This is a genomic window from Massilia sp. Masssp93, assembly GCF_059491295.1.
In genome coordinates, this window is sequence record NZ_CP168502.1 from 2,634,920 (window position 1) to 2,659,572 (window position 24,653).

The window sequence follows — 24,653 nt, forward strand, 5'->3', positions numbered from 1 at the left end:
GGCCCTTTGCCGGCCCGTCCGCTGGCCGGCGCCGGCCCACGCCGCGCGCGGGAGCGCAGCATGAGCGGGACGATCCAGGGGCGGGTCCTGTTCCTGTGTGGGCGCGCCGTCTCCGATCCCGCCGTCGGGGCCGTGGCCGCCGAGATGGGCTACGACCTCGTGCGCGCCCGCACGCTGGACGAAGCGCTCATGCATGCGCGCCACGGGGACGAGCTGCCCGGCTTCGCGCTCGTGCTGGCCGGCTATTCCGGCGACACCGAGGCATTGTTCGACAGCGTGCGCCGCCTGCGCGCCGCCCTCCCGCAGGCGCCCGTGATCGCGCACGGCATCCCCGCCGCGCCGCCGTTCACGCTGGAGTCGCTGTACGACGCCGGCGCGCTCGCCGTGCTGCACGATCCGGTGTCGATCCCCATCCTCAAGGCCAAGGCGCGCTTTTTCCTGGAAGCGTATGCGACGGCGGCCGAGCGGCGCCGCGCGGAAGCGGCGCTGCGCGACACCCGCGCGCGCCTCGAGGCGATCATCGCCGCCGCCGAAGTCGCCGTGTGGTCGCTGGACATCGCCAGCGGCCGGGTCCGCGCCGACGCGCGCATGAACGAGATGTTCGGCCTGCGTCACGAAGACGGGGACGGCGTGGACGTGGCCGCGTATTTCGCCGTGATCCATCCGGACGACGTGCCGCCCACGCAAACCCTGCTCGGACGCGCCATGGAGACGGGCGCGCCGTACGACGCCACGTTCCGCGTCCGGACGCCGGCCGGGGGCTGGCGCTGGGTCCTCGCGCGCGGCCAGCTGGACCGCAGCGCCGGCCCGCGCGGCATGATGCGCGGCGTCGTGATCGACGCCAGCGTCCGCAAGCAGGCCGAGGAACGCCTGCAGGCCAGCGAGGAACGCTACCGCACGCTGTTCGAGGCGATCGACGAGGGCGTGTGCGTGATCGAGATGCTGTACGACCCGGCCGGCAAGCCCTGCGACTACCGCTTCCTGGAAGTCAATCCGGCGTTCGTCAAGGCCACCGGCCTCGAAGGCGCCGTCGGGCGCACGATTCGGTCGATGCTGCCGGACCACGAGCCGCGCTGGTTCGAGGTCTACGGCAAGGTCGCGGCCACGGGGGAGCCGATGCATTTCGTCGACGAGGCCGCGCAGCTCGGCCGCTGGTACGACGTGTACGCGGCGCGCGTGGGCCCCGCCGGCAGCAGCAAGGTCGTCGTGCTGTTCACCGACATCACGCAGCGCCGCCGCACCGAGGTCGAACTGCGCCGCCTCGCCGACGACCTGGCCGAGCAGGACCGCCGCAAGACGGAATTCCTCGCCACCCTGGCGCACGAGCTGCGCAATCCGCTGGCGCCGATCCGCAGCGGCCTGCAGTTGATGCGGCGCGCACGCTCCGATCCTGCCGCGGTCACGCGCGTGCAGGACATCATGGACCGCCAGCTCGATCACCTCGTGCACCTCGTCGACGACCTCCTCGACGTGGCCCGTATCACGCGCGGCCAGGTGGAGCTCAAGCCGGCCGTGATCGCGCTGGCCGACGTGCTGAACGCGGCGGTCGAGACGAGCCTGCCGCTGATCGAGGCGGCCCGCCACCAGCTCGACGTGCGCCTGCCGCACGAGCCCCTGGCGCTGTTCGCGGACGCCACGCGCATCACGCAGGTCGTCAGCAACCTGCTGAACAACGCGGCCAAGTACACCCCGCGCGGCGGCCACATCGTGCTGGCGGCGGAACGCGACGGCGACCATGCGCTGATCGCCGTGTCCGACAACGGCATCGGCATCCCGCCGGAGTCGATCGGCGAGGTCTTCCGGATGTTCACCCAGGTGGCCCACGCCGCGCGCCACGTGCCGGGCGGACTGGGGATCGGCCTGTCGCTCGTGCGCAGCCTCGTCGAACTCCATGGCGGGACGATCCAGGCGGCGAGCGCCGGCACCGGCACGGGCAGCGTCTTCACGGTGCGCCTGCCGCTGGCCGACCGCGGCGCCGCCACGGGTGCCGCGGTCGGCCCGGCGCAGTCCGACACGGCGGGCATTGCCGCCCTGCGCCTGCTCGTCGTGGACGACAACCGCGACGCCGCCGACACGCTGGCCGCGCTGCTGTCCGTCATGGGCCACGACGTCGTCGTCGCGCACGACGGGCACCAGGCGCTGCGCATGCTGGACGGACTGCATCCGCACGCCGTGTTCCTCGACATCGGCATGCCCGGCATGTCCGGCTACGAGGTGGCCGAGGCCGTGCGGCGCGAGCCGGGCCACGACGGCGTCATGCTCGTCGCCCTCACCGGCTGGGGCGGCGCCGACGACCGCGCGCGCACGGCGCAAGCCGGGTTCGACGCCCATCTCACCAAGCCGGCGACGGTGGCGGCGATCGAGGCCGTGCTGCGCGAGGTGACGGCGCGCAGCGCCCCGTCACCAGCCGACGGCTAGCAGGCGCGCGGCCATGCGCGGCCAGCACAGCGTCGCGACTTCCGAGCGCGTGGCCCAGCGGTAGCCGTCCATCTCCGGCGTGGGCGCACCCGTGGCGTGGTGCGGATACATGCTCGTGCAGTTCAGGTGCGCCAGGTCGGGCATGGCCGCGCCCACGTCCACGCGGAACAGGTGCAGCGCCTTGTCGCGGCGGTACTCGAAGCGGCCCAGGTCGCGGAACGCGTCCGGCGCAAATGCGAGGCCCGTCTCTTCCCACAGCTCGCGCACGGCGGCGTCCAGCGGCGACTCGCCCGGGTCCTGCACGCCTTTCGGGATGTCCCAGCGCGGCGTGTGCGTGACGTGGCCCAGCAGCAGGCGCCCGCCGGCGTCGACGACGAGCGTGCCGCATGACACGGCGACGACAGGCGGGGTCCTCATCGCAGCGCGCGCGCGGCCGCGGCCAGCGCCTGTTCCAGCGCCTCCAGGCTCACCGGCTTGGTCAGGTGCTGGTCGAACCCGGCTTCGTGCGACTGTTCCTGGTCGCTCTGCGCGCCCCAGCCGGTCAGCGCGATGAGGACGATCTGGCGCAGGCCCTGGCGCCGGCGGATCGCGCGCGCCACTTCGTAGCCGCTCATGCCGGGCAGGCCGATATCCAGCAGCACGAGGTCCGGGCGCGCTTCCAGCGCCAGCCGCAGGCCCTGCGGGCCGTCGCGCGCCACCGTCGTCGCGTGGCCGAGCGCCTCCAGCAGCGCGACGAGGCTGTCGGCGGCGTCGGCGTTGTCGTCGACGACGAGCCCGCGCAGCGGCGCCGGGGGCTGGGTGTGATGCGCGTCGTCCGTGCCCGTCGGGCGCGCGTGCGGCGAACCGGGGTGCAGCGGCAGGCGCACGGTGAAGGTGCTGCCGTTGCCACGGCCGGCCGAGAACGCGCTCACGCGGCCGCCGTGCAATTCGACGAGCCGGCGCACGAGCGACAGCCCGATCCCGAGCCCGCCCTGGGCGCGATCGAGGCTGCCGCGCACCTGCGTGAACATCTCGAATACGGAACCGATGGCGTCGGGCGGGATGCCGATGCCGGTATCGGACACGGCGACGACGGCGTGGCCGTCCTCGCGCCAGGCCGCCAGGGTGACGCAGCCGCCGGCGGGCGTGTACTTGGCGGCGTTGTTGAGGAGGTTGGACAGCACCTGCACCATGCGCGTGACGTCCGCCTCCAGCGGCAGCGGTTCGTGCGGCAGGTCGACTTCCAGCCTGTGCCCGTGGCCGTCGATCAGCGCGGCGCTCGTTTCCAGCGCCATCTGCACGACGACCTTGAGGTCGACTGCCTCGCGTTTGAGTTCGATCTTGCCGCGCGTGATGCGGGCGATGTCGAGCAGGTCGTCCACCAGATGGATCAGGTGCCCCAGCTGGCGGTCCATCATGGCGTGCACGCGCCCCGTGGCCTCGGCGTCGCGCGGTGCCATGCGCAGCAGGTCGAGCCCCGTGCGGATCGGCGCCAGCGGGTTGCGCAGCTCGTGCGCCAGCGTGGCCAGGAATTCGCTCTTGCGGTGGTCCGCTTCCGAGAGGTCGGCAGCCACGCGGCGCAGCTCGTCCTCCGAGCGCTTCTGCGCCGTGATGTCGCGCGTGATCGTTGCGAGGCCGATGTTGTGGCCGTCCGCGTCGCGCACGGCGAAGCCCTTGAAGTACACGGGGATCGGCTCGTGGCCGTCGGGCTGGTCCAGGCGCAGTTCGCCTTCCCATTCGGCCGCGCCGCCCGTCAGCGCGGCCATCACGTGGTCGCGCACGAACGGCCGGTCTTCGCGCGGGAAGAAGTCGATCATGCGCCACGCGGCGATGTTGGTGCCGTCGTCCAGCCCGGCCATGCGCCGCCCCGCCGGATTCAGGTAGATGCCACCCGCGTCGGGCGTGAAGATGCCGATGAAGTCGGACGATTGCTCCGCCACGGCGGCCAGGCGGCGGATGCCTTCCTCGGCGCGGCGGCGGTCGGTCTCGTCGCGGAAGTACAGCGCGAGGCCGCCGGTCTCCGAACCCGACGCCTCCATCGGAAACGAGTTGATTTCGAACCAGCGGTTCTGGGCGTCGTCGTAGGCCTCGATGCGGCTGCGCGTCCGCTCCAGCGCCGTGCGCCGCAGCGCCCGTTCCTGCGCGCTGCCGCGCATCTGCGCGAACAGGTCCCAGAACTGCGCGCCGACCAGCTCCTCGCGCGGGCGGCGCGTGACGGCTTCCGCGGCGCCGTTGGCATACGTGATGCGCCAGGCCGGATCGAGGGCGATGAAGCCTTCGCTCATGCTTTCCAGGATCGCGCGCGAGCGGTGTTCGGCCGCCTGGCGTTCCTGCGCCTCGTGGCGCTGGCCGATCACGAGCGACGCCGTGTTGGCCAGCAGCGCCAGCGCCGCTTCCTCCTGCGGGCCGGGCAGGCGCCGCTCGCGGTAATACAGCGTGAAGGTGCCGAGCACCGCGCCGGACGGCGCCAGGATCGGCAGCGCGCGCGCCGCGCGCAGCCCGTGCGCCTGCGCGAGGGCCGCATGCTGCTGCCACAGCGGATCGGCCGCCACGTCGGCGCAGACGATCGGTTCGCCGCGCCACGCGGCACCGCCCGCGGCGCCGGCCACCGGGCCGATGGGAATGGCGTCGATGGCGCGCTGGAACTCGATGCCGAGCGACGGGGCGGCCGCGTGAAGCAGGCGGCCGCCGGACGCCGTCAGCTGCACCGACGCGAGCGCCGCGCCGCCGCTGTAGTCCTCGGCGGTGCGGGCCAGCACGTCCAGCACGTCGCCCAGCGGGGCATCGGTGACGGCCAGCTCCAGCGCGCCGCGCTGGCCGACGGCGAGCAGGTTCGCGCGCGTCCGCTCCGTGACGTCGACGCCGTGCAGCAGCACGCCCGAGACGCTGCCGTCCGGGTCGCGCAGAGCCATGCAGACGAAGTCGAGGAAGTGTTCTTCCAGGCCGCTGTGGGCGTCGTCGCCGTGGCCTTGCAGCAGCAGGCGCACGTTGTGGCCTTCGACGGCCTCGCCGCTGGCGTAGACGCGGTCCAGCACGTCGATGAAGCCCTGCCCGGCCAGTTCCGGCAGCGCCGTGCGCACGGCCAGGCCTGCGAGCGGACGGCCGCCGGTCAGTTCGAGGTAGCGCTGGTTGGCCATGTCGATCACGTGTTCCGGGCCGCTCATCACGCACATGATGGCGGGCGCGCGGTGGAAGATGTCGCGCATGCGCTCGCTGGCGGCCTGCAGCTCGCGCAGCAGGCGTTCGCGCTCCGCCTCGGCCTGGCGCCGGCTCTCGCCCAGCTGCTGCTCGCTCTCGGCCAGCCGCTCGGCGGCCAGTTTTTCCACCGTGGCGTCGCGGATGATCTTGGCGAAGCCGGCGTGGACGCCCGCCTCGTCGCGCAGCGGCACCATCACGCCGTCGGCGAAGAAACGCGTGCCGTCGCGCCGCACGTGCCAGCGGCGGTCCTCGGCGCGGCCATGCGCGAGGGCGTTGCGGGCTTCCTGTTCCGGCTGCCCGGCCGCCTGGTCCTCGGGCGTGAACAACAGGTCGACGCAGCGCCCGAGGACGGCGTCGGCCGGCCAGCCCGTGATCGCGGCGGCGCCGCCTTCCCACTCGGTCACGACGCGGTCGACGTCGGTGCCGATGAAGGCATAGTCGCGGATATTGTCGAGGATGAGGCGCAGCCGGGCGTCGCGCGAGCGCAGCTGGGCGCGGTGGCGTTCTTCCTCGATGCGGGCCAGCTCCGCGTTCTTGCGGTACAGGTCGATGAAGACGGCGACCTTGGCGCGCAGGACCACGGGATTGAAGGGTTTTGTGAGGTAATCGACCGCGCCGAGCGCATACGCCCGCTCGAGCGGGAATTCGTCGGCGTCGCCGGCGGTCAGAAAGATGATCGGGAGGCTGTGCGTGCGCGGGTGCTCGCGGATCAGCTCGGCCAATTCGAAACCGTTCATGGTCGGCATGCGCACGTCCAGCAGCACGACGGCGAAATCGTGGGCGAGCACCTCGCGCAGCGCGGCCTCGCCCGACGTCACGGCGACGAGCGCCTGGCCCAGGTCCGCCAGGATGGCTTCCAGCACCGCCAGGTTGGCCGGCTGGTCATCGACGAGCAGGATCTTGGTGGTCTGGTCCGAGGCCATCAGGTGTCTGGGGAAAGGAGCGATGTAAATAATGCAATGTATTCCGCGCCCTGCCGAAAGTCAATTGTGCGCGGCCCGGCGCCGCCCGCCCCCAAACTGGCGGCTGGCTTTCGACGGTACTGGAGTATTCGATGACGTTTTCCTTCCTGTCCCGGACAGGGCATTTTTCCTTCCTGAATAACCCCTTCGAATCGTGGGCGATGGCGGCGGCCGTCGCGGCCGGGTCGGCGATCGCCATGGTGTTCGTGCGCGCCTTCGTGCTGCGCCGCATGGAGACGCTGTCGCGGCGCACCGGGACACGCCTCGACGATTTCGTCGTCAAGATGCTGTCGCAGACCTATCTGCTGTTCATCGTCGTGTTCGCCCTGTACTTCGGCAGCACCTTCCTGGAGCTGACGGCGAAGCAGGACAAGTTCGTCACGCGCATCGCGATCGCCTCCCTGCTGCTGCAGGCGGCGATCTGGGGCGACGCGGGCCTGCGCGCCTGGCGCGACCAGTTCCGCGTCGGGCCCGTCGACAGCGAACGGCGCGCCTCCAGCGGCGTGCTGTGCTTCATCTCGCGGCTGCTGCTGTGGGTGATCGTCACCCTGATGGTGCTCGACAATTTTGGCATCAACATCACGACGCTCGTCGCCAGCCTGGGCATCGGCGGCGTGGCCGTCGCGCTGGCCACGCAAAACATCCTCGGCGACCTGTTCGCCTCGCTCTCGATCATGCTCGACAAGCCGTTCGAAGTGGGCGACTTCATCATCGTGGGCGACGTGCTCGGGTCGGTCGAGCACATCGGCCTCAAGACGACGCGCGTGCGGGGCCTGGGCGGGGAGCAGGTCGTGTTCTCCAACGGCGAGCTGCTGAAGAGCCGCATCCACAACCACAAGCGCATGCAGACGCGGCGCGTGGCGTTCGTGCTGCGCGTGGCCTACGGCACGGGGGATGAACTGCTGGGCCGCATCCCGCAGATCATCCGCGAGATCGTCACGAGCAAGGAGAACGTCGACTTCGAGCGCGCCCATTTCTTCAGCTGGGGACAGTGGTCGCTGGATTTCGAGGTCGTGTACCACTACCGCAGCCCGGACTACCTCCTGCACATGGACGCGCAACAGGCCATCTTCCTGGAGATTTACCGCCGCTTCCAGCAGGACGGCATCGAGTTCGCGCACCCGCTGTCGATCGTGCGCCTGGCCGATGCGGGACTGGCGGAGACGTTCCGCCGCAACGGCGACGCGCCCCCGCCGCCGGGCCCGTCCTTTCACTGAATCCGTTGCACCAAAATAGCCAGACTCATCCTACAAGCCAGCCATAAGGAATCCTATTCACCCTGCATATCGTGCGCCTTACCATGGCTTCACCTCTTCCCGGGCGGCAGTCACGCGACGCTGATCCGGCAGAGGGACGAATTGTTTAACCAACTCAAGGAGAACGATCATGGCATCGAACAACCAGCAAGGCGGTAACAAGGGCAACAACCAGAGCGGCGACACCAGCAACCGCGGCTTCGCATCGATGGACCCGCAGAAGCAGCGCGACATCGCCTCGGAAGGCGGCAAGGCCGCTCACGCTTCGGGCAATGCGCACGAGTTCACCTCGGAAGAAGCGCGCCGCGCCGGCTCCATGAGCCACAAGAACGACAGCGGCAGCCAGCAAAGCCAGGGCGGCGGCAGCCAGCAGAGCAGCAACAGCACCCGCGGCGGCACGCCGGAGCAGCACGCCAAGGCCGGCTCGCAGAGCCACAAGAACGACAACAAGCGCTGACCGTCAGCGCCTGCCCGGCACGCCCGGGCAGATCGTGGCATGTTCAACCGCTGGCTCCGGCCGGCGGTTTTCGCATTTCCGTGACGCGTTCGGAAACAGCGCTCCGCGCCCCCTTTCCCGCCCCTTTTCCACCTCCGGCATTCCGCCGCGACGTGCCGCCGGACTCGTATTGACGGGCTCGCCTCGCCTGCGCCCGCGTCCAATTGTGCGGGGCAAAACGGATGAAGGGTGATATATTTTTGGCACTATATTTCACATTCCAAACGCTCCGTAACCGTAAGTCGTTACGGTCTTTACATATGAACTTGGGATGCGGGAAACAGCGCATGCGGGGCATGGAGTCCGCGCGGCCGCACGCGCCGCGCCGGCAGGAATAACCATCAAACAGGATAAGCGAATGAAAAAGAATATTGCCATTGTCGGTGCTGGATTTTCCGGAGCTGTCATCGCCAACCAGCTGGCCCATGCGGGCTATAACGTCGAGATCTTCGAGGCGCGCGACCATATCGCCGGCAATTGCCATTCGGAGCGCGACAGCGAAACGGGCGTCATGGTCCACGTGTACGGCCCCCACATTTTTCACACCGATAACGAACGGGCCTGGGAATTCGTGAACCGCTTCGCCGAATTCAAGCCCTACGTCAATCGCGTGAAGGCGATCACGAATCACCGCGTGTTTACGCTGCCGATCAACCTGCTGACGATCAACCAGTTCTTCGGCAAGACGTTCCGTCCGGCGGAAGCGGAAGCCTTCATCCAGTCGCTGGGCGACAAGTCGATCGAGAATCCGGCCACGTTCGAGGAACAGGCGCTGCGTTTCGTGGGCCGCGAGCTGTACGAAGCGTTCTTCAAGACCTATACGATGAAGCAGTGGGGCCTGCATCCGAGCGAGCTGCCGGCCAGCATCCTGAAACGCCTGCCCGTGCGCTTCAATTACGACGACAACTACTTCAACCACAAATACCAGGGCATGCCGGCCGACGGCTATACGGCGCTGGTGGAAAACGTCCTGAAAGTGCCGGGCATTACCGTTCACCTGGGCACCCGCTTCGACCCGGCCGCCAAGTCGGACTACGATCACGTGTTCTACAGCGGCCCGATCGACGCCTGGTTCAACCACGTGGAGGGCCGCCTGCCCTATCGCACGCTGGATTTCGAAGTGTTCCGCGACACCGGCGATTACCAGGGCAATGCCGTCATCAATTACTGCGACGATTCGCAATCGTATACGCGCATCACGGAACACAAGCATTTCTCGCCGTGGGAACAGCACGAGCGCACGGTCTGCTACATGGAATACAGCCGCCAGTGCGAGGAAAACGATACGCCGTATTATCCGATCCGCCAGGCACGCGAAAAGGCGCAGCTGGAAAAATACGTCGACCTGGCCCGCACCGAAACGAACGTCACCTTCGTCGGCCGCCTCGGCACGTACCGCTACCTCGACATGGACGTGACGATCCACGAGGCATTGCAGACGTCGGATAAATTCCTCGCGGCCGCGCGCGAGAAGGTGCCGATGCCGGCGTTTGCGATCGATCCGCTGGCCTGAACGTCTGCGGCGCGGCCACGGCCGCGCCCGGGAGCGCCCGGCGGCGAGTGCCGGCGCACGGCGATCCGCCCGCCAGGTTCGCAATCCCGAAGTCTAGATCCGGCCGCCGCGTATCGGGACTGCCGGATCGCCGCGCCGTTTTTCGGCCTCGTATCCGAGAGCAAGGAAAATCGCGCCACCGAAAATCAACACGTCGGCGACATTGAACGAATATGGGTTGTTAATCCCGCAGCAACTCACGTTGATGTAGTCGGCAACCGCACCGTAGACAACGCGGTCGTAGGCATTGCCGAGTGCACCGCCCGCCACGGCGCCGGACGCCAGTATCAGGACCCATCCCGACTTGTTGCGCGCCCATAAGATCAGCGCCAACGAGACGACGATGCTGATGGCAACCAGCAGCCAACGGGCATCGAAACTGTTCAGGAAACCGAAATTGACCCCTTTGTTCCAGGCCATTACGAAAGTGAGGTAAGGGGGGGAAACGGGGATCGTCTGGACGGATATCAGGTTGAGCCAGTCAACGATAATGATCTTTGAAAGACGGTCGAGGCCGAATGCGAGAAACGATGTGATAGCGATCCGGATCATAAGTTAAAGTAAATAATTCGATTCTCTCGGCGTCGGTTGACAAGGTCTGCGCGCCCAATTTTAGCAGCATAAACGTGCTCGGAAACCGGCAGGACGCCATGTCCAGCAACCGACTGCTTTTGGCGGAGCCCGGCCGTTGGCCGCCGCACGGCGTCTTCTCGCCAGGCTGGAAAATCCCCGAAACCTAACCGCGCCGCCTGCTGCGTTTGTTCCAGTACTGGCCCGAATAATCGCCGCACGATGCAAGGTGTACGCGTCCGCTGCCATCGTTGACGATATCCAGGCATTTGCCCTGGCCCGTGAACTCGTTCCACAACCGCACGCCCTGGCCCGGACCCGTCTGATCCATGTGCCATTGCTGGCCCGTCACGTTGGCGCAGGACGCCATGTGCACCTGGCTATTGTTGCCGTCATTGACCACGTCCAGGCACATATCCTCGCCAGTAAAGCGCGCCCGCAGACGCACAAAGCTGTTGACGGCGTCCGGCACAAGCTCCCACATTTGGCCCGTGTAAGGACCGCAGCGGGTCATGTGCAACTGATCCCGATTCTCCGCGTTGACGATATCGAGGCAGTTGTCATGTCCGGTAAAGGCCGAATGCAGGCTGAAGCTGGGCGGGTTTGCGCTGGCGCCGTGGGCAACGGTGGCGAGCAAGAACGGCAGCAGCAGTCGCATTGTCTTCTCCTTGGATGAACATATCGATGCCGATCGATCGTGCCGGCCGTTTTCGCAACGATCGGTCATCGAGTTTGTGCCGGTTGGCCGATAACGTACGGCCGGCCCGGCCCAGTGTACGATGTTGTTGCTCTCTGAGCAAGTAAGAGGTCTTGTGGCATCGAGCCATGGCTTTCTTGTGTACTCAGCTTTGAAACACGCCCATCATCAAATTTACGAGCAACCATGCGGATAACCCCGTCGTCCGGATCACCAAGGCCACGGTGTCTTGCGTCCAACGTCGGCATCGCGGGCCGCGTCGTAAAGGTATTTGCCCACGACCAAGTCCTGCAGGGCTAGACCGGTCATATCGAACACCGTAACGTCATCCGCACGGCGGACGAAGGCGAACTTTCCTGTCAGGAGGTCCCCGAGCTCCATATGTCGCACGGATGGATCCCACTGCGTTTCGCCGAGTTGGGACGCCTGTTCGCTGTCGTCGACCACCAGCCGGCAACGCTGCAGCAAACCTTGCGGCAGTTCACGTTTGCCTCGGGTATCGGCGCCGACGCAGTTAAAGTGTGTTCCTGGCCGCACTGCCGCAAGGCTGAATAGTGGCCCGCCGCCTGGTGTAGCCGTGATCACGACGTCGCTGGCGGCAACGGCCGCGTCGACGTCGACTGCAAGGGTCGGCCGCTGCCCTTCGGCGAAGTGATCTTCGAAGGCTGCATCGGGCTTGCCATCGTGTGAAACATAGCGAACCGTACGCAAGGACGGCAATGCGCGCAGCGCGGCGGACAGCTGGGCGCGCGCCTGCACGCCGGTACCGAACACACACAAAGTCGCGCTGTCGGCGCGCGCCAACGTGCGTAAGCCGAGCTCGCCGGCCGCCGCGGTCCGGGCGGTTGTGATGGCATTGCCGTCCATAATGCAGCATGGGCGTCCCGTCGCCGGATCGAACAGCATGATCGTCGCCTGGTGTGGCTCGCCACCGAGTTCGCGGTTGCGTGGCCAGAACCCGGCGGCCTTGAAGCCTAGCAGCGCACGCGCAGCGACGTCACCCGACTTGATGCCAAAAATCCCGCCGGTGTTCAGGGCTTCGCGGACGACTGGAAAGACCCGGCCTTGTCGGTCGCTGTGCAACGTGAAAGCGTCGTGGACAGCGCGGCTGACCATCTCGGTTGTCATGAGGGCTGCGACGGCGTCGCGGTCGAGCAATAGCAGACGGGCGTCGCTGGGCATGAAATGTCTTCGGTAACGTGAAAGTGCGTTCTCAACGTTGGCGGATATCCGCCAATTGCGGCTGGGCGATTCGCGGAAAATCGTCGGTGGAGAGGACGATCGACGCATCCAGGCGGCCGGCGTTGAAGGCGATCTCCCGGTAGCGCGCGAATAGCTCAGGATCCGCTATCAGTTGCAAGTCCGGGTGAAATGAAAACGGCGGGATAGCGCCCAGCACGCATCCGGTCATCGCGTCGATCTCCTTTGGGCTCATCAGGCTGGCGCGCCTGGCCTGGCAACGTGTTGCGAGGGCAGCCAGGTCGAGCTGGCGATCCGCAGCCAGTACGGCCAGGACGTACTTCGCGGGCACACTCGAAACCTGCAGCTTGCAGGCCATGGCCTTGGCGCCCTGGCCGACTTCCGTGCCGCGAATACGGGCGACCTCTTCGGACTTGCCGGCAGCCGCGTGCTCGATGACCCGGTAGCGGGCGCCTTGTGCGTCGAGTAGGTCGACCAGCTTGAGGAAGGTTGCCGTAGGGCCGACGCCTGGCGGATTCGATGGTTCAGTCATGGGTACGGGGCATGAAAATTCAGGGTTCAGTCGATGTCCAGGAGCGTGCAGAGCTCGTTCTCGAGTTCACGATGGGAGTCGACGACGCGGAACGCGCCCGTGAATGTGTAGTCGGCCAACAGTTCGCTGCGCAGCACGATACAGCGCAACCCGGCTGCCCGCGCGGCGGCCAGCCCGCGCGGCGAATCCTCGACGGCGATGCATTCGTCAGGGTCCAGGCGCAGCTTGTCCAGCGCTTGCAGGTAGGCGTCGCGTGCCGCACGAACCTGTGCGATCCGCGCTTCGTCGTAGCCGCGTCCGCGCAGCACGTGCCACGCGCCGTGGTTGTCGTCGAGGTACCAGGCCAGGTACTGCTCACGCGTCAAGGCGACGTCGTGCGGTCCCGGGACGCGGCGGTTGGCCTCGAAAAACAGGCGCTCGGTATCGCACAGCACCCCGTCGTTGTCCCAAAGGATCGCCTTGATCATCAGCCCGCCAGGAACCCGCTCAGGCGCGCCAGGTCGATATTGCCGCCGCTGAGGAGGATGCCAATCCGCTTGCCGCGCAGCTGGCCCTTCATGCGCTGCGCCGCCGCGAAGCCGAGGCAGCCGGTCGGCTCGACCACGATCTTCATACGCTCGGCGAAAAAGCGCATGCACTGCACCAGCTCCTCGTCCGACGCGGTCAGGATGTCGTCGACGTCACGCCGGATGATGGGGAAGGTGCAGTGGCCGAGATGCTGGGTCTGGGCGCCATCGGCGATCGTCCTGGGCGCGTCGATGTGGACGATGGCGCCCGAGCGGAACGATTGCTGGCCATCGTTGCCGGCCTCGGGCTCGACACCAAACACTTTGCACTGCGGCGCCAGGGCGTGGGCCGCGAGGGCCGATCCGGCCAGCAGACCGCCGCCGCCAAGTGGAGCGAAAAAGGCGTCCAGCGGCCCGACTTCCTCGAACAGCTCTTTGGCCGCAGTACCCTGGCCGGCGATGACATCCGGGTGGTCATAGGGTGGAATGAGGGTCAGGCCATGCCTGTCCGCCAGATCTCGCCCAATCTTCTCGCGGTCTTCCTGATAGCGGTCGTAGACGACGACGTTGCCGCCGTAGCCCTTGGTCGCCGCCACCTTCGCCGCCGGCGCATCGTGCGGCATCACGATCGTGGCCGGCATGCCCAGCAGCCTGGCCGCCAGGGCAATGGCTTGGGCATGGTTACCTGACGAGAAAGCGACAACGCCTGCGCGGCACTGCCCGGGCGTGAACTTCGACAACGCGTTGTAGGCGCCACGGAACTTGAATGCCCCCATGCGCTGCATGTTTTCGGCTTTGAAGTAGACCTCGGCGCCGAACGCTTCGTTGACGGTACGCGAGGTCAGGACGGGGGTGCGGTTGGCGGCGCCGGCAATGCGTCCGGCGGCCTGGACTACGTCATCGTACGTAGGTAAGTCAAGCGTGGTCATCGTGGGTTTCTTCAATTACTTGATGTCGTTGTAGGCCGTGGCGCGCGAGATGCCAAGGTGCGAGGCGGCGATCTCGATGGCACGCCGGACTTCGAGAAAGCCGCCGACTTTCAGCTCGCGCATCAGGGCGCGGCGTTCGCTGGCCTTCAGCAGTTGCGGAGACGACGCCAGGCTCGCGGCATACTGGTCGATCCGCCGGCGGATCGCCTCGGCGTTGGCCGGATCGAGGGATTCCTGCACCGGCGACGCATCGGTCGCGTTGAATTGTTCGAGCGCATTCTGCATCGAGCGGAACAGTGTCAGGTCCACGTTCATGCACAGCGCGGCGACATAACGACCCTCTGCATCCTTGATGCCGATCGAGGTGCTTTTGGCAGGACGGCCGTCCGCGAACTGGTTGGCGTAGTTGGCCAGGATCTGCGGATAGTTGTTGTCAGCGATGCGTGCCAAACCGAGCTCCGTTGCCGGATCACTGGTTGCGCGGCCGGACAAGTTGTTGTGGATCGCGAGCACGGCGTGTTTGGGATCGCGCAGGTCATGCACGACGACCTCGCAAAACGGCGCAAACGTCTGGGCCAGGCCCTGCGCGATCTGTTCGAGCTGATCGAGTAACGAGGCTTGGTGCGTTTGCAGAATATCGGCTGGGATAGTAGACATTTAAGGGGGATGCGGTGCACTCACGATCCGCTGATTGGCAATGCAAGATATTTTGTCTGTTCTTGGACGATTCGTCAAATAAGATCGGCGGATACTGGTATTCGTTCTGGCAACATGCCCGTTGCCCATGCCCCGCCGTCCGACGCGCACCCCTCCAGTGGCGACAGTTGGCGGTCCGTTTGCCGGCGCACCGGCATACGCTGGGCGTATCTTCCTCGTGAGCCCGGCTGCAAACATCATATTCTCGATGACCAGGCGCGGTACGTTGAGAGCTTGTGTTAGGCATACCTAGCCCACCTTGACGACGACCTTGCCTTTCGCATGGCCCTGTTCGACGTAGGCGAGGGCCGCGTCGACGGCGTCGAACGGAAAAACGCGGTCCACGACCGGACGTATCGCACCGGATTCGATGAGGCCGGCGATCCGGCGCAGCTGGTCGCCGTTCGGCTTCATGAACAGGAACGAATAGCCGACGTTGCGTGCCCGCGCTTTTCTCCTGGCGCCAAAGCTCAGCAGATGTGTGGCGAGCGCCACGAACCACGGCAGGCCGGCCTCTTTCGCGAAGCCGGGGTCCGGCGGGCCGGAAATCGAGACGAGACGGCCGCCGCGTTTCAGCACGCGCAAGGATTTTTCGAGATTTTTCGCGTCCTGGCTATGCAAGACCACGTCATAGTCATGCAGCACGTTCTCGAAATCGTCTTTCCGGTAATCGATAACGATATCCGCGCCGAGGCTTTTCACGAGGTCGATATTGCCCGCGCTGGTCGTCGTCGCCACCGTCGCACCGATGTGCCTGGCGAGCTGGATCGCGAACGTGCCGACGCCGCCGGAACCCGCCTGGATGAAGACTTTCTGGCCCTTCTTGAGGCCGGCCTTGTCGACGAGTGCCTGCCAGGCCGTCAGGCCCACCAGCGGAATCGACGCGGCGTCCTCCATGCCGATGTTGCCGGGTTTGAGCGCAAGATCGCGTGCATCGACGGCGATGAATTCGGCGAAGGTGCCGATGGCGCGATCCGCGGCGCGCGCGTACACCTCGTCGCCCGGCCGGAATCCGGTTACCCGGCTGCCCACCCGAACCACGACGCCGGCCAGGTCATGGCCGAGAATGAACGGGGGCCGGTATGGCAGGATCAGCTTGAATTCGCCGCTCCTGATCTTCGCATCCAGCGCGTTCACGCCGGCCGCGCGGATGCGCACCAATACCTGGTCGTCGCGCGGCTCGGGTACCGGCATCTCGGCGGGCCGCAGCGCCGCGTCCTTGCCGTAGCGATCGATGACGAATGCTTTCATTGTGTCCTGTTCCATGGTGACTCCGCTCATGCGCCGAGCCTCAGGTCCCTGCGCACGCCCGCATCGACCATCGGGGCGGGCGCGAACCTGCGCAGCAGCTGCAGGCGGCCGGCGGCGCCGGGCGTGTAATGGCGTTTCGGTTGGGCCGCCGTGGCCGCCTCCAGCACGGCAGCGGCGACGACGTCCGGCCCGTCCGCGCCGACGAGCACTTCCTTGACCCGCGTCGCGACGGCCGCGCGGATCTCGCGATACACGTCGAGCGGCGCATCGGGTTGCATCAGGTTCGCATCGAACGGCGTGTTGATGTAGGCGGGCTCGACGACCGAGACGCGGATGCCCATGGTGCGCAATTCATGGTCGAGCGATTCCGAATAGCCCGCGACGGCGTGCTTGGTCGCGGAATACAACGCCATGTACGGCATCGGCAGGAAACCCAGCACGGACCCGATGTTGACGATGCGCCCCCGGCCTTGATGCCGCATGTGCGGCACGACGGCGCGGGTCATCCGGACGATGCCGAAGAAGTTGGTATCGAACACCGCGCGCGCCTGGTCGAGCGAGCTCTCCTCCGCCGCCGCGGGCGCGACGCCGAAACCGGCGTTGTTGACGAGCAGGTCGATGCGCCCTTCCCGGCCTATCACTTCCGCGACCGCGGCGTCCACGGACGCGTCGCTCGTCACGTCGAGCGCTAGCAGCTCGAACGGCTGGCTGCCGGCCGCCGCGCCGCGCCGGCTGGTGCCGTAGACTGTGTAGCCGGCCTGCGCGAGCCGCCGCGCGCTCGCTTCACCGATACCGGAAGACGCTCCCGTGACGAGGGCGACGCCCGACGTTTTCTTCATGTTCATCCGAACCTCCGTTTGATGTGCGGCCGTTCCCGGCCATTTACTATCGATTTAATACTGACTATACTTCTAAAATGAAACCGAGTCACTATCAAAAGAGAATTAAGTCGAATGATTGCCAAGAATTCATGTGATTCCCCCTGCCCGATCGCGCGCACGCTGGCCGTCGCGGGAGATGCGTGGAGCATATTGATCCTGCGGGACGCGCACGCCGGCCTCACCCGTTTCGACCAGTTTCGCAAGAGTCTCGGCATCGCGCCCGGCATCCTGACGCGGCGCCTGACGGATTTGACGGCCGAAGGATTGCTGGAAAAGCGCTGCTATTCCGAGCGCCCGCCGCGCGAGGAGTATGTGCTGACGCCCGCCGGTCGCGATTTCTTGCCGGTACTGTTCATGATCGGCGCATGGGGACGCCAGCACCGCGGCGGCGGCGCGCTGACGCGCTTCGTGGATGCCGACACGGGAACCGACATCGAACCCGTCGCCGTGGATGCCGTGACGGGGGCGAGGATCGGTACGCGCCCCATCCGTATCGTGGAAGCGGACGGCGGCTGAACGGGTACGTCGTCAATCCGTCCGTTCGACGACATAAGTCTTGCCGCCCTCCAGCGTCATTTCGTAGCGGTCGTCCGCGACGTGGCGAATCGCACCATCCGCGCTGCGCGGCGTGGTCGTGCTCGTGAACCGCAGCACGCCGGCGCCCGCGACGGCGGTCACCCTGATCCGCTGCGTGTTGGCGAACACGGCGATGTCACCGTGCGGCGTCGGCACCTTCCCTTCGATCCATTGCAGGCCGCCGAGGTCGGGCTCGACGACATATGCCGCATACCCGGGCTGCGTCGGTTTCACGCCCAGGTAGTATTTGCCGAGCAGGTACAAGGGACTCGCACCCCACGCGTGGCACAGGCTCATGCCGAACGGCTTGCCGTACATCGCGTAGCGCGCGGCCCCCTGGACGTTCGGATCGTACTGTTCCCAGAAACAGGTCGCTCCCGCGCGCAGCATGCCGCCCCAGTAATCCTTGATCTGATGCGTCACATAGGCCTGCTGCCCGCTTTCCGCCAGGGCGGCGAGTTCGTAGAACCGCATATAGGGCGTCGTGATCTTCGGCACGTCGTCGCTCATGAGGACGTTGCGCCGGACGGCCGCCGCCTGCGTGTCGTCCAGGTAGCCGAACAGCAGCGCGAACATATTGGGATGGCGCGTGACCAGCGGATTCGTCTTGCCGCCCTTGCGGCCGTGGATGAACACCTGCCGTTGCGGGTCCCAGAACGCCGCCCGGACCTTCGCCTTGAGCTCGGTGGCCAGCCGGCGGTAGGTGGCGGCCTTCGCCTCGTCGTGCGCGAGCGCCGCGCAGTCGGCCATCGCGTCCAGGCTGCGCGCGAACAGCAGCTGGATGACCGTCAGTTCGCCGTCCTTCGGCATGTCGGCCCAGTCGACGAAGACCCAGTCGCCCGGCTGCCCTTCCAGCATGCCGTCGGCGTCGCGCCGCGCCAGCACGAAATCCATCAGCGAGACCATGCGCGGATAGATCGTCTTCACGAACTCGTCGTCGCCCGTGTACTGGTAATAGTCGCGGATGCCGATGAACCAGTACAGCGAATAGTCGAGGATCGTATTGATGTGCATGTCGACGGGGTCCGCGCCGCGGAGCGCCCACGTCGTCCGCTTGACCGTGTCGCCGTCGAAGAAGGCGTAATAGTTCATCAGGTATGCCTGCACGGCGTCGCCGGACCAGACCCAGTGGTCGCGCTTGACGCCGTCGATGAAGAATTCGCGCGTGTTCAGTTCCAGCGTGCGCTGCGCCACGTCCCAGATCCTGTTCAGTTCAGCGTCGGAACTGCGGAAGCTGCCGCGGTGCGCGACCGGCAGGTATTCGTACAGGAGCGCGACGTCGCCCACGCGCAGGCCGCCGTCCAGGCGGATGTTCACGTAGCGCATGGCGCGCGACGTCGGGGCCGTGAAGTCGCCGCGGTGGTGCGCCAGCGTGAACGTGTCGAGGGTTTCGGCGCCGGTTTCCGACAATGCCTCCTCGCGCGATTCGCCGTAGTACAAGGTCACGCGGCCGCTGCCCGTGAGGTTCTTCAGCTTGACGAAGCCCGTCGTTTCCGCGCCGAAGTCGACGAGGACGGCGTGTGCTTCGCGCTTGACGGTGGCGGGCCGCACCTCGCGCGTCGCCAGCCGGTAGCGCGACGGTGGGTTGTCGGGCGTGTCGAAGTTCCAGTGGGCCGCATGGACGGGGCTGCCTGCCGCCGGCATGCCGGGCCGCGGCCCGACCGTCCACGAAGCGTCCGAACGGATGGTCTTGCCCTGCACCAGGACGGCCGGCGGGGACGCCGGATTGTAGGCCTGGACATTCAGCGTGTGTTTGCCGGCCGGTACGCGGATATGCCGCTGGTCGCCGTGGACGAAACGGCCGTCGATGGCGACGTTGTACGTGCCCTCGACGCTAACGTCGATGTCCTCCGGTTCGGCCAGGTCCACCTGGCGCGTGAAATTCACCTGCGGCTGGTGGCTGTAGAGTCGCCAGAACGGCGGCCAGGCGACGTCGCGCTCGACGCGCCGGGCCTGCATCTGGTTGCTCAGCCAGATTTCGAAGTCGCCCGGATACCAGATCCAGGTGGCCGGGCCCTGCGCGCCGGCGCGGCCGCACACGAGCGCGAGGAGGAGTGTGATGAAGAGTGTCTGGAGTCGCATCCGTGGATTGTATCGATAACATCCCACGTCTCGTTGCTGTTGAGGGAAATGATCAGCGTATTGCGCTTTTTCGCACGTGCGCGGTCATCCCGAGCTGGTCGCTGGTGGCCTGGGCGACGAGGTCCCTGAGCCATTTCGAGGCCGGCGCCCGATGCGTGCGCTCATGCCAGAGCTGGTAGTAGCGCAGGGCCGGCGCCGCCGCGGGCAACGGTTCCACGCGCAACGACAGGAATTCGGCGTAATGGCGCGCGAACGAACGCGTCGTCGTGAAGATCAGGTCGGACTTCACCAGCACATAGGGCGCGGCGCAAAAATACGGCAAGGTCGCGACGACGTTGCGCCGCAATCCGGCGCTGCGCAGCGCCATGTCGATCGTGCCGGGACCGGCGCCCCCGTGCGTCGTGACCGTCAGGTGGTCCGCCGCGGCGAAGGCCGCCGTGTCGAGGGCGCCGGGCGCGATCGGATGCGCGTCCCGCATCAGGCACACCAGTTCGTCGTCGCACAGGGGCTGGAGGTGCAGGTGCGCCGGCGGCGTATGCCAGTTGCCGATCACGAGGTCGACGAATCCGCTTTCCAGGCCCCGTTCGTAGCCGCCGCCGGCCAGCAGGTGCGTGAACTCGATCCTGGCGTTGGGCGCCTGGCGGCGCAGGCGGTCGACGATGGCCGGCACGAAGAAGACGTCGAGATAATCCGGAGAGGCGATCCGGAACGTCTGGTCGGCAACGCCCGGATCGAAGCCCTCGGCCGGGCGCAGGATGTCGTCGACGCCGCGCAGCACCTGGCTCGCCGGCCCGATGAGCGCGAGGCCGCGGACGGTCGGCACCATGCGATTACCGCTGCGCACCAGCAGCGGATCGCCCGTGATCGTCCGCAGGCGCCGCAGCGCCACGCTGATGGCCGGCTGGGTCTGTCCCAGCAGGTCGGCCGTGCGCGACACGCTGCCCTCTTCCATCAGGGTGTGGAGGATGCGGATCAGGTGCGTGTCGATGATTTCTCTGGACATGTCGGGGCCGGGTTGCGCTATATGTCTTGCAACATAGCGCAACCTGCCCCACCCCGTTATCACCGTCCGGATATTGCCGGCATAACGCCACGGCGACGGTCATGCCCGCAAGCGCAGGCTCAGCCGGCGGCCTTCGCCATGCCGTCCTTGGGCGCCATTCGCGCCGCCAGCGCCGCGATCGGCAGCGGGTTCACGTTCTCGGCATTGACGACGTCGTCGAAGTCCGCTTCCTCGGCGCGGGCGATGAAACGCTGCGCCTTGTTGCTGGGCGCGGTCGTCTGGATCAGCTGGTGCATCTTCGTGGCCGTCAGGTCCCACGACGTGCCGGCGACGATGGCGCGCATGCGCTCCGTCAGGGCCGTCTTTTGCTCGGCCGTCATCGCCAGCATGCGGTCGCAGGCGGCGATGAATTTTTCCGGCGTGTCGGCGATGGCGACGACGTCGCCGTACGGCACCTTCACGTCCGTGATCGGGGTGCTGACGGACGGCAGTTCGGCCGCCATGTATTCGAGCACCTTGGTCGGGCTGATGAACTTGGTCGACTCGTTCAGCGCGAACGGCAGCAGACAGACGTCCCAGCCGGCCAGGAACTGCGGCAGCTGTTCGTACGTGCGCTGTCCCATGTAGTGGATGTTCTCCGCGCGCGGCAGGTTGGCCGGGTCGATCTTGACGACCGGGCCGACGAGCACGATCTGCCATTCGGGACGCGCGGCGGCGACCTGCTTGATGAGCTCGGTGTCGAAGCGTTCGTCGATCACGCCGTAGAAGCCGAGGCGGGGCCGTGCCAGGTGCGCCTGCTCGGGATGGCTGTCGTCGCGGTCGAGGGCCTTCTGGAAGTGTTTGGCGTCGACGCTGCTCGAGAAGCAGTGCGCGTTCGCGTGGCGGTCGCGCTTGGACTGATACAGGCTCGGGCCCCCGGTGAAGCACAGGTCGGCGATGTTCAGCAGCGCGTTCTCGCGCTGCAGCAGCTGTTTCGGGGCATTCTTGAAGGCGGCCAGTTCGTCCATGCAGTCGTAGACCACGAGGGCCGGATCGAAGCCTTGCAGCAGCGGCAGGGCCATCGGCGTGTAGAACCAGACGACGGGACGCTCGCCTTCCGGGACGAGGTCGGCCAGCAGCGTCTGCAGCGTGGGGATCTGGTCGTCGTGGAAGCCGGGTGCCTGGATGCCGGTATGCGGCTGGCACACCGTGATGTTCGGCGCGACGGCCGTCTTCTTCAGGTGCGCCTCGCCCTCGTCATACACCGGCTCCTCGACAAACAGGATTCGGTAGTGTTCCGCCAGGCGAGTCATGAGGTGCTGGGGGCGCTGGAAGACGAAGTCCCAGCGCAGATGGCAAAACACGATCAGGGTCGGCATGTTGATTTCCTTTCGCCTTGGGGCGTTCTAGTTGATCTGGATTCAAGGCCCGCCACTGATGCTTCGATGCTCTGGAAAACACCGACAGATCAGATGCCGGACCAGTGAATCGTATCATGCAAAATTCTTAATATTTTCATTTATGCATTGCAATGTTTGCATCAGGAAACCCCCTCGGACCGGCACGGTCCGGGTCTCCCTAGGAGAGCTCGGCACAGCGCTCAACCATGTAGGTTCCCTCCTACGGGGACGCAGGAAAAAACACTACGAAATTGCATCATTCGCGCTTGCGAAACGACGGGAAACCGGGCGGTCCGGGGTCGAAAAAAGGCGTGTTTTCAGAGGGAGAAGACCGCGCCGGGCGGCGCGGTCGGGGGCAGGAAGGGCGTGCCGACCGGCCGGTCGGGCCGGCCGAACCGGTTCAGGCCGAAAGATAGGGTTCCGCGTCTTCCGGCTCGCCGGCGGCATCGAAGCCGCGGGCCAGCAGCACGCCGTCGAGGCCGACCGTGCCCAGGGCGTCGCACAGGTCGGCCAGCTCGGCCGACAGGTCGGCGGCCAGGTCCATCGGCTTGTCGACGGTGGCGAGCGGCGCGCCGCCGTCCAGCGGGTACAGGTTGATGCGCAGCACGGGCTCGCCGTTCGCCTCGACGGGCGCGACGACGGCCTTGATGCGCTCCGGCGCGCGCTGCTGCTCGTCCAGGCGCTGGTTGACTTCGGACAGCGTGGCCAGCATGCCCAGCTCCGCCACGCCCTGCTCCTTGGCGCCGTAGAACAGGTCCTGGTACAGGAAATTCAGGTCGAGTTCCGTCGGGTGGGCGGACAGGCAGCGTTGCAGCAGCGGTGCGACGCTCCCGGCCCACATGCGATAGCGGGCCATGCGGCTTTCGAAATACGCGTCCGCCGCGGCCTCGTCGGCCGGCACGTGGTAGAACGGATCGTCGGCCGCCTTCAGCGCGAAGCCGAGCAGGAACCGCAATTCCATCGCCTCCTCGTCCGGCCCGTAGTCGCCGGCGGGCCAGGGCCGCATGCTCGCCTCGATGGCGGGCGTGGGCACGAGCTTGCGCGAGCGCAGCGCCTGCGCGGCTTCCCTCAGCATGTCCTGCAGGTCGCTGTAGCGGATGCGGTCGACGGCGTCCAGGTCGTACAGGTGGCGCACGAGGACGATGCGGGTGCCGGCGCTCGCCAGGCCGGCCGTGCGGAAGCTGTCCATCAGGGCTTCGTAGTCGGCGTCGTCGCGGAACACGTCGGCCTGATTCAGGCCGCCGGTGCTGTGCACGAACAGCGGGATCATGAAGGCGTCGATTTCGAGCTCGCCGCCTTCGGTCCCATCTTTGCCGTCGCCGCGCAGGTGCAGCGTGGCGGCCTCCTCTTCCACGCGTTCGCGCAGCAGGCGGCAGCAGTCTGCATCGGTGTAGCGCGCCACCTCGATGGCGCCGTGCAGCACGTCGTCGTGCTTGCGCCGCAGCAGCCGCCTGATCAATACCGTCAGGTCCTGCCTGCGTGCGTCGAGCGTCGCGGCGTCGGCGGACTCGCGCTCGGCGATCTCGAGCGCCAGGTCGACGAGGTTCTGGGCCAGCTCGTCGGGATCCGCTTCCACCGGCTTGGCGGCGGGTTTGCGGTTGGGCTGGGCCGACGGGCCCTTGGCCGGGCGCTTGTTGTTGGGCATGGCTGACTTCATTTTAGTGAACAAGTCACCATGGTAGCAAATCGGTCGCGCGGAACCCAGGCCGGGCGCGCTTTACGGGCGATCGATCAGCGCGCGGGACGGGTGTCGAGGTGGGTGGTGAAGAACTCCGGCCGCAGCTTGCGGGTGATTTCCAGCACCGGCATCACGTGGTCCAGATGTTCGCGCATGGCGGCGACGGCCCGCGCCGGATCGCGCGCCTCGATGGCCTCGACCACGGCGCGGTGCTCTTCCAGCACGCCGGCCATGCGCCCTTCCAGCGGCAGGGTGAGCTGGCGGTAGCGGTCCATCTGCGTCTTGGCCTGCTGGATGATCGGCCATACGCCCGGATAGCCGGACAGCTCGGCCAGCAGCGCGTGGAAGCGCTCGTCCGTGCGGTGGAACGTGCCGAAGTCGTTGGCCGTGATGGCGGCCTCCTGCTCGGCCAGGATCGCGCGCAGGCGCGCCGCGTCGCCGGCGCCGACGCGCTCCGCCGCCTTTTCGATGATCGCCGTCTCCAGCGCGTGGCGCACCAGGTTGGCCTCTTCCAGCGCGTCGAGCGGGATGCGGGCGACGAACGTGCCCGAGCGCGGCACGATCTCGATCAGGCCCTCGTCGGCCAGGCGCTGCACGGCCTCGTGCACGGGAGTGCGGCTCGTGCCGAACTCCTCGGCGATGTCGCGCTCGACGACGCGCGCGCCCGGCAGCATGGTCATTTCGACGATGCGCCGGCGCAGGCACAGGTAGACGCGGCGCGACGCGCTCATGCCGCTCTCGGCCTCGGTCACGTCGGTAGGTGGGGTCAAGATGTTCATGGTCGGCAGTGTAGCGAAACTCGGGCGTCCAGT

At 66.9% G+C, this 24,653-nt stretch carries 21 protein-coding genes; 5 read left to right on the top strand and 16 right to left on the bottom strand.

What is annotated here, in order from left to right; translation table 11 throughout:
• The first annotated feature begins 60 nt into the window (after positions 1 to 60).
• On the top strand, positions 61 to 2,418 hold the full coding sequence (locus tag ACEN9Q_RS10940) for a hybrid sensor histidine kinase/response regulator (RefSeq protein ID WP_495628413.1): 2,358 nt from the start codon (positions 61 to 63) through the stop codon (positions 2,416 to 2,418).
• Here the strand turns inward: ACEN9Q_RS10940 and ACEN9Q_RS10945 are convergent.
• Both ACEN9Q_RS10945 and ACEN9Q_RS10950 read right to left on the bottom strand, forming a co-directional pair.
• Positions 2,401 to 2,835: an NUDIX hydrolase gene (locus ACEN9Q_RS10945; protein WP_495628414.1), complete on the bottom strand. Its 435-nt coding sequence runs from the start codon at positions 2,833 to 2,835 to the stop codon at positions 2,401 to 2,403. The two genes, ACEN9Q_RS10940 and ACEN9Q_RS10945, sit on opposite strands and share 18 nt — an antisense overlap.
• The gene (locus tag ACEN9Q_RS10950) at positions 2,832 to 6,518 is read right to left on the bottom strand and encodes a response regulator (protein WP_495628415.1); all 3,687 of its coding nucleotides are present in this window, start codon (positions 6,516 to 6,518) and stop codon (positions 2,832 to 2,834) included. The genes ACEN9Q_RS10945 and ACEN9Q_RS10950 overlap by 4 nt, the downstream gene beginning before the upstream one ends.
• A 131-nt stretch (positions 6,519 to 6,649) precedes the next feature.
• On the opposite strand from ACEN9Q_RS10950, the gene ACEN9Q_RS10955 reads away from it, so the two are divergent.
• The 3 genes from ACEN9Q_RS10955 to glf all read left to right on the top strand — a co-directional run bounded on the left by ACEN9Q_RS10955 (position 6,650) and on the right by glf (position 9,822).
• Positions 6,650 to 7,774, top strand: coding sequence for a mechanosensitive ion channel family protein (locus ACEN9Q_RS10955; RefSeq protein WP_056446825.1), 1,125 nt, complete (start codon positions 6,650 to 6,652; stop codon positions 7,772 to 7,774).
• A gap of 169 nt (positions 7,775 to 7,943) precedes the next feature.
• On the top strand, positions 7,944 to 8,270 hold the full coding sequence (locus tag ACEN9Q_RS10960; protein ID WP_495628416.1) for a KGG domain-containing protein: 327 nt from the start codon (positions 7,944 to 7,946) through the stop codon (positions 8,268 to 8,270).
• 397 nt (positions 8,271 to 8,667) lie between these two features.
• Positions 8,668 to 9,822, top strand: a complete 1,155-nt coding sequence (glf, locus tag ACEN9Q_RS10965) for a UDP-galactopyranose mutase (protein WP_495628417.1) — start codon at positions 8,668 to 8,670, stop codon at positions 9,820 to 9,822.
• Positions 9,823 to 9,915: 93 nt separating this feature from the next.
• Here glf and ACEN9Q_RS10970 read toward each other — a convergent pair whose 3' ends face one another.
• The 9 genes from ACEN9Q_RS10970 to ACEN9Q_RS11010 all read right to left on the bottom strand — a co-directional run bounded on the left by ACEN9Q_RS10970 (position 9,916) and on the right by ACEN9Q_RS11010 (position 17,087).
• A complete protein-coding gene (locus tag ACEN9Q_RS10970) occupies positions 9,916 to 10,413 on the bottom strand; it encodes a signal peptidase II (RefSeq protein ID WP_495628418.1) in 498 nt (165 codons plus the stop codon).
• Positions 10,414 to 10,597: 184 nt separating this feature from the next.
• Entirely contained in the window at positions 10,598 to 11,089 is a 492-nt protein-coding gene (locus tag ACEN9Q_RS10975; protein WP_495628419.1) for an RICIN domain-containing protein, read from the bottom strand.
• A 249-nt stretch (positions 11,090 to 11,338) separates the two neighbouring features.
• The gene (locus ACEN9Q_RS10980) at positions 11,339 to 12,310 is read right to left on the bottom strand and encodes an ornithine cyclodeaminase family protein (protein ID WP_495628420.1); all 972 of its coding nucleotides are present in this window, start codon (positions 12,308 to 12,310) and stop codon (positions 11,339 to 11,341) included.
• 31 nt (positions 12,311 to 12,341) lie between these two features.
• A complete protein-coding gene (locus ACEN9Q_RS10985) occupies positions 12,342 to 12,860 on the bottom strand; it encodes a YbaK/prolyl-tRNA synthetase associated domain-containing protein (RefSeq protein WP_495628421.1) in 519 nt (172 codons plus the stop codon).
• A 26-nt stretch (positions 12,861 to 12,886) separates the two neighbouring features.
• Positions 12,887 to 13,327: an HAD-IA family hydrolase gene (locus ACEN9Q_RS10990; protein WP_495628422.1), complete on the bottom strand. Its 441-nt coding sequence runs from the start codon at positions 13,325 to 13,327 to the stop codon at positions 12,887 to 12,889.
• Positions 13,327 to 14,295 carry a threo-3-hydroxy-L-aspartate ammonia-lyase gene (locus ACEN9Q_RS10995; RefSeq protein WP_495628423.1) on the bottom strand — a complete coding sequence of 323 codons (969 nt, stop codon included), beginning with the start codon at positions 14,293 to 14,295 and terminating at the stop codon, positions 13,327 to 13,329. The genes ACEN9Q_RS10990 and ACEN9Q_RS10995 overlap by 1 nt, the downstream gene beginning before the upstream one ends.
• Before the next feature lie 15 nt (positions 14,296 to 14,310).
• Positions 14,311 to 14,952 carry a helix-turn-helix transcriptional regulator gene (locus tag ACEN9Q_RS11000; RefSeq protein ID WP_495628424.1) on the bottom strand — a complete coding sequence of 214 codons (642 nt, stop codon included), beginning with the start codon at positions 14,950 to 14,952 and terminating at the stop codon, positions 14,311 to 14,313.
• 288 nt (positions 14,953 to 15,240) lie between these two features.
• Positions 15,241 to 16,242, bottom strand: a complete 1,002-nt coding sequence (locus ACEN9Q_RS11005) for an NADP-dependent oxidoreductase (protein WP_495628936.1) — start codon at positions 16,240 to 16,242, stop codon at positions 15,241 to 15,243.
• Between the two features lie 26 nt (positions 16,243 to 16,268).
• Entirely contained in the window at positions 16,269 to 17,087 is an 819-nt protein-coding gene (locus ACEN9Q_RS11010) for an oxidoreductase (protein ID WP_495628425.1), read from the bottom strand.
• Between the two features lie 108 nt (positions 17,088 to 17,195).
• Between ACEN9Q_RS11010 and ACEN9Q_RS11015 the strand changes: the two genes are divergently transcribed.
• Positions 17,196 to 17,639 (top strand): winged helix-turn-helix transcriptional regulator, encoded by a 444-nt coding sequence (locus tag ACEN9Q_RS11015; RefSeq protein WP_056446857.1) that lies wholly within the window; start codon positions 17,196 to 17,198, stop codon positions 17,637 to 17,639.
• A gap of 12 nt (positions 17,640 to 17,651) precedes the next feature.
• Here ACEN9Q_RS11015 and ACEN9Q_RS11020 read toward each other — a convergent pair whose 3' ends face one another.
• The 5 genes from ACEN9Q_RS11020 to ACEN9Q_RS11040 all read right to left on the bottom strand — a co-directional run bounded on the left by ACEN9Q_RS11020 (position 17,652) and on the right by ACEN9Q_RS11040 (position 24,611).
• Positions 17,652 to 19,781 (bottom strand): alpha-L-rhamnosidase-related protein, encoded by a 2,130-nt coding sequence (locus ACEN9Q_RS11020; protein WP_495628426.1) that lies wholly within the window; start codon positions 19,779 to 19,781, stop codon positions 17,652 to 17,654.
• Positions 19,782 to 19,833: 52 nt separating this feature from the next.
• Positions 19,834 to 20,784 (bottom strand): LysR family transcriptional regulator, encoded by a 951-nt coding sequence (locus tag ACEN9Q_RS11025; protein ID WP_056446863.1) that lies wholly within the window; start codon positions 20,782 to 20,784, stop codon positions 19,834 to 19,836.
• 119 nt (positions 20,785 to 20,903) lie between these two features.
• Positions 20,904 to 22,142, bottom strand: coding sequence for a glycosyltransferase family 1 protein (locus tag ACEN9Q_RS11030; protein ID WP_495628427.1), 1,239 nt, complete (start codon positions 22,140 to 22,142; stop codon positions 20,904 to 20,906).
• 421 nt (positions 22,143 to 22,563) lie between these two features.
• Complete coding sequence (locus tag ACEN9Q_RS11035; protein WP_495628428.1) at positions 22,564 to 23,808, bottom strand: hypothetical protein; 1,245 nt, start codon at positions 23,806 to 23,808, stop codon at positions 22,564 to 22,566.
• Positions 23,809 to 23,894: 86 nt separating this feature from the next.
• A complete protein-coding gene (locus ACEN9Q_RS11040) occupies positions 23,895 to 24,611 on the bottom strand; it encodes a GntR family transcriptional regulator (RefSeq protein WP_229412818.1) in 717 nt (238 codons plus the stop codon).
• Positions 24,612 to 24,653 lie beyond the last annotated feature (42 nt).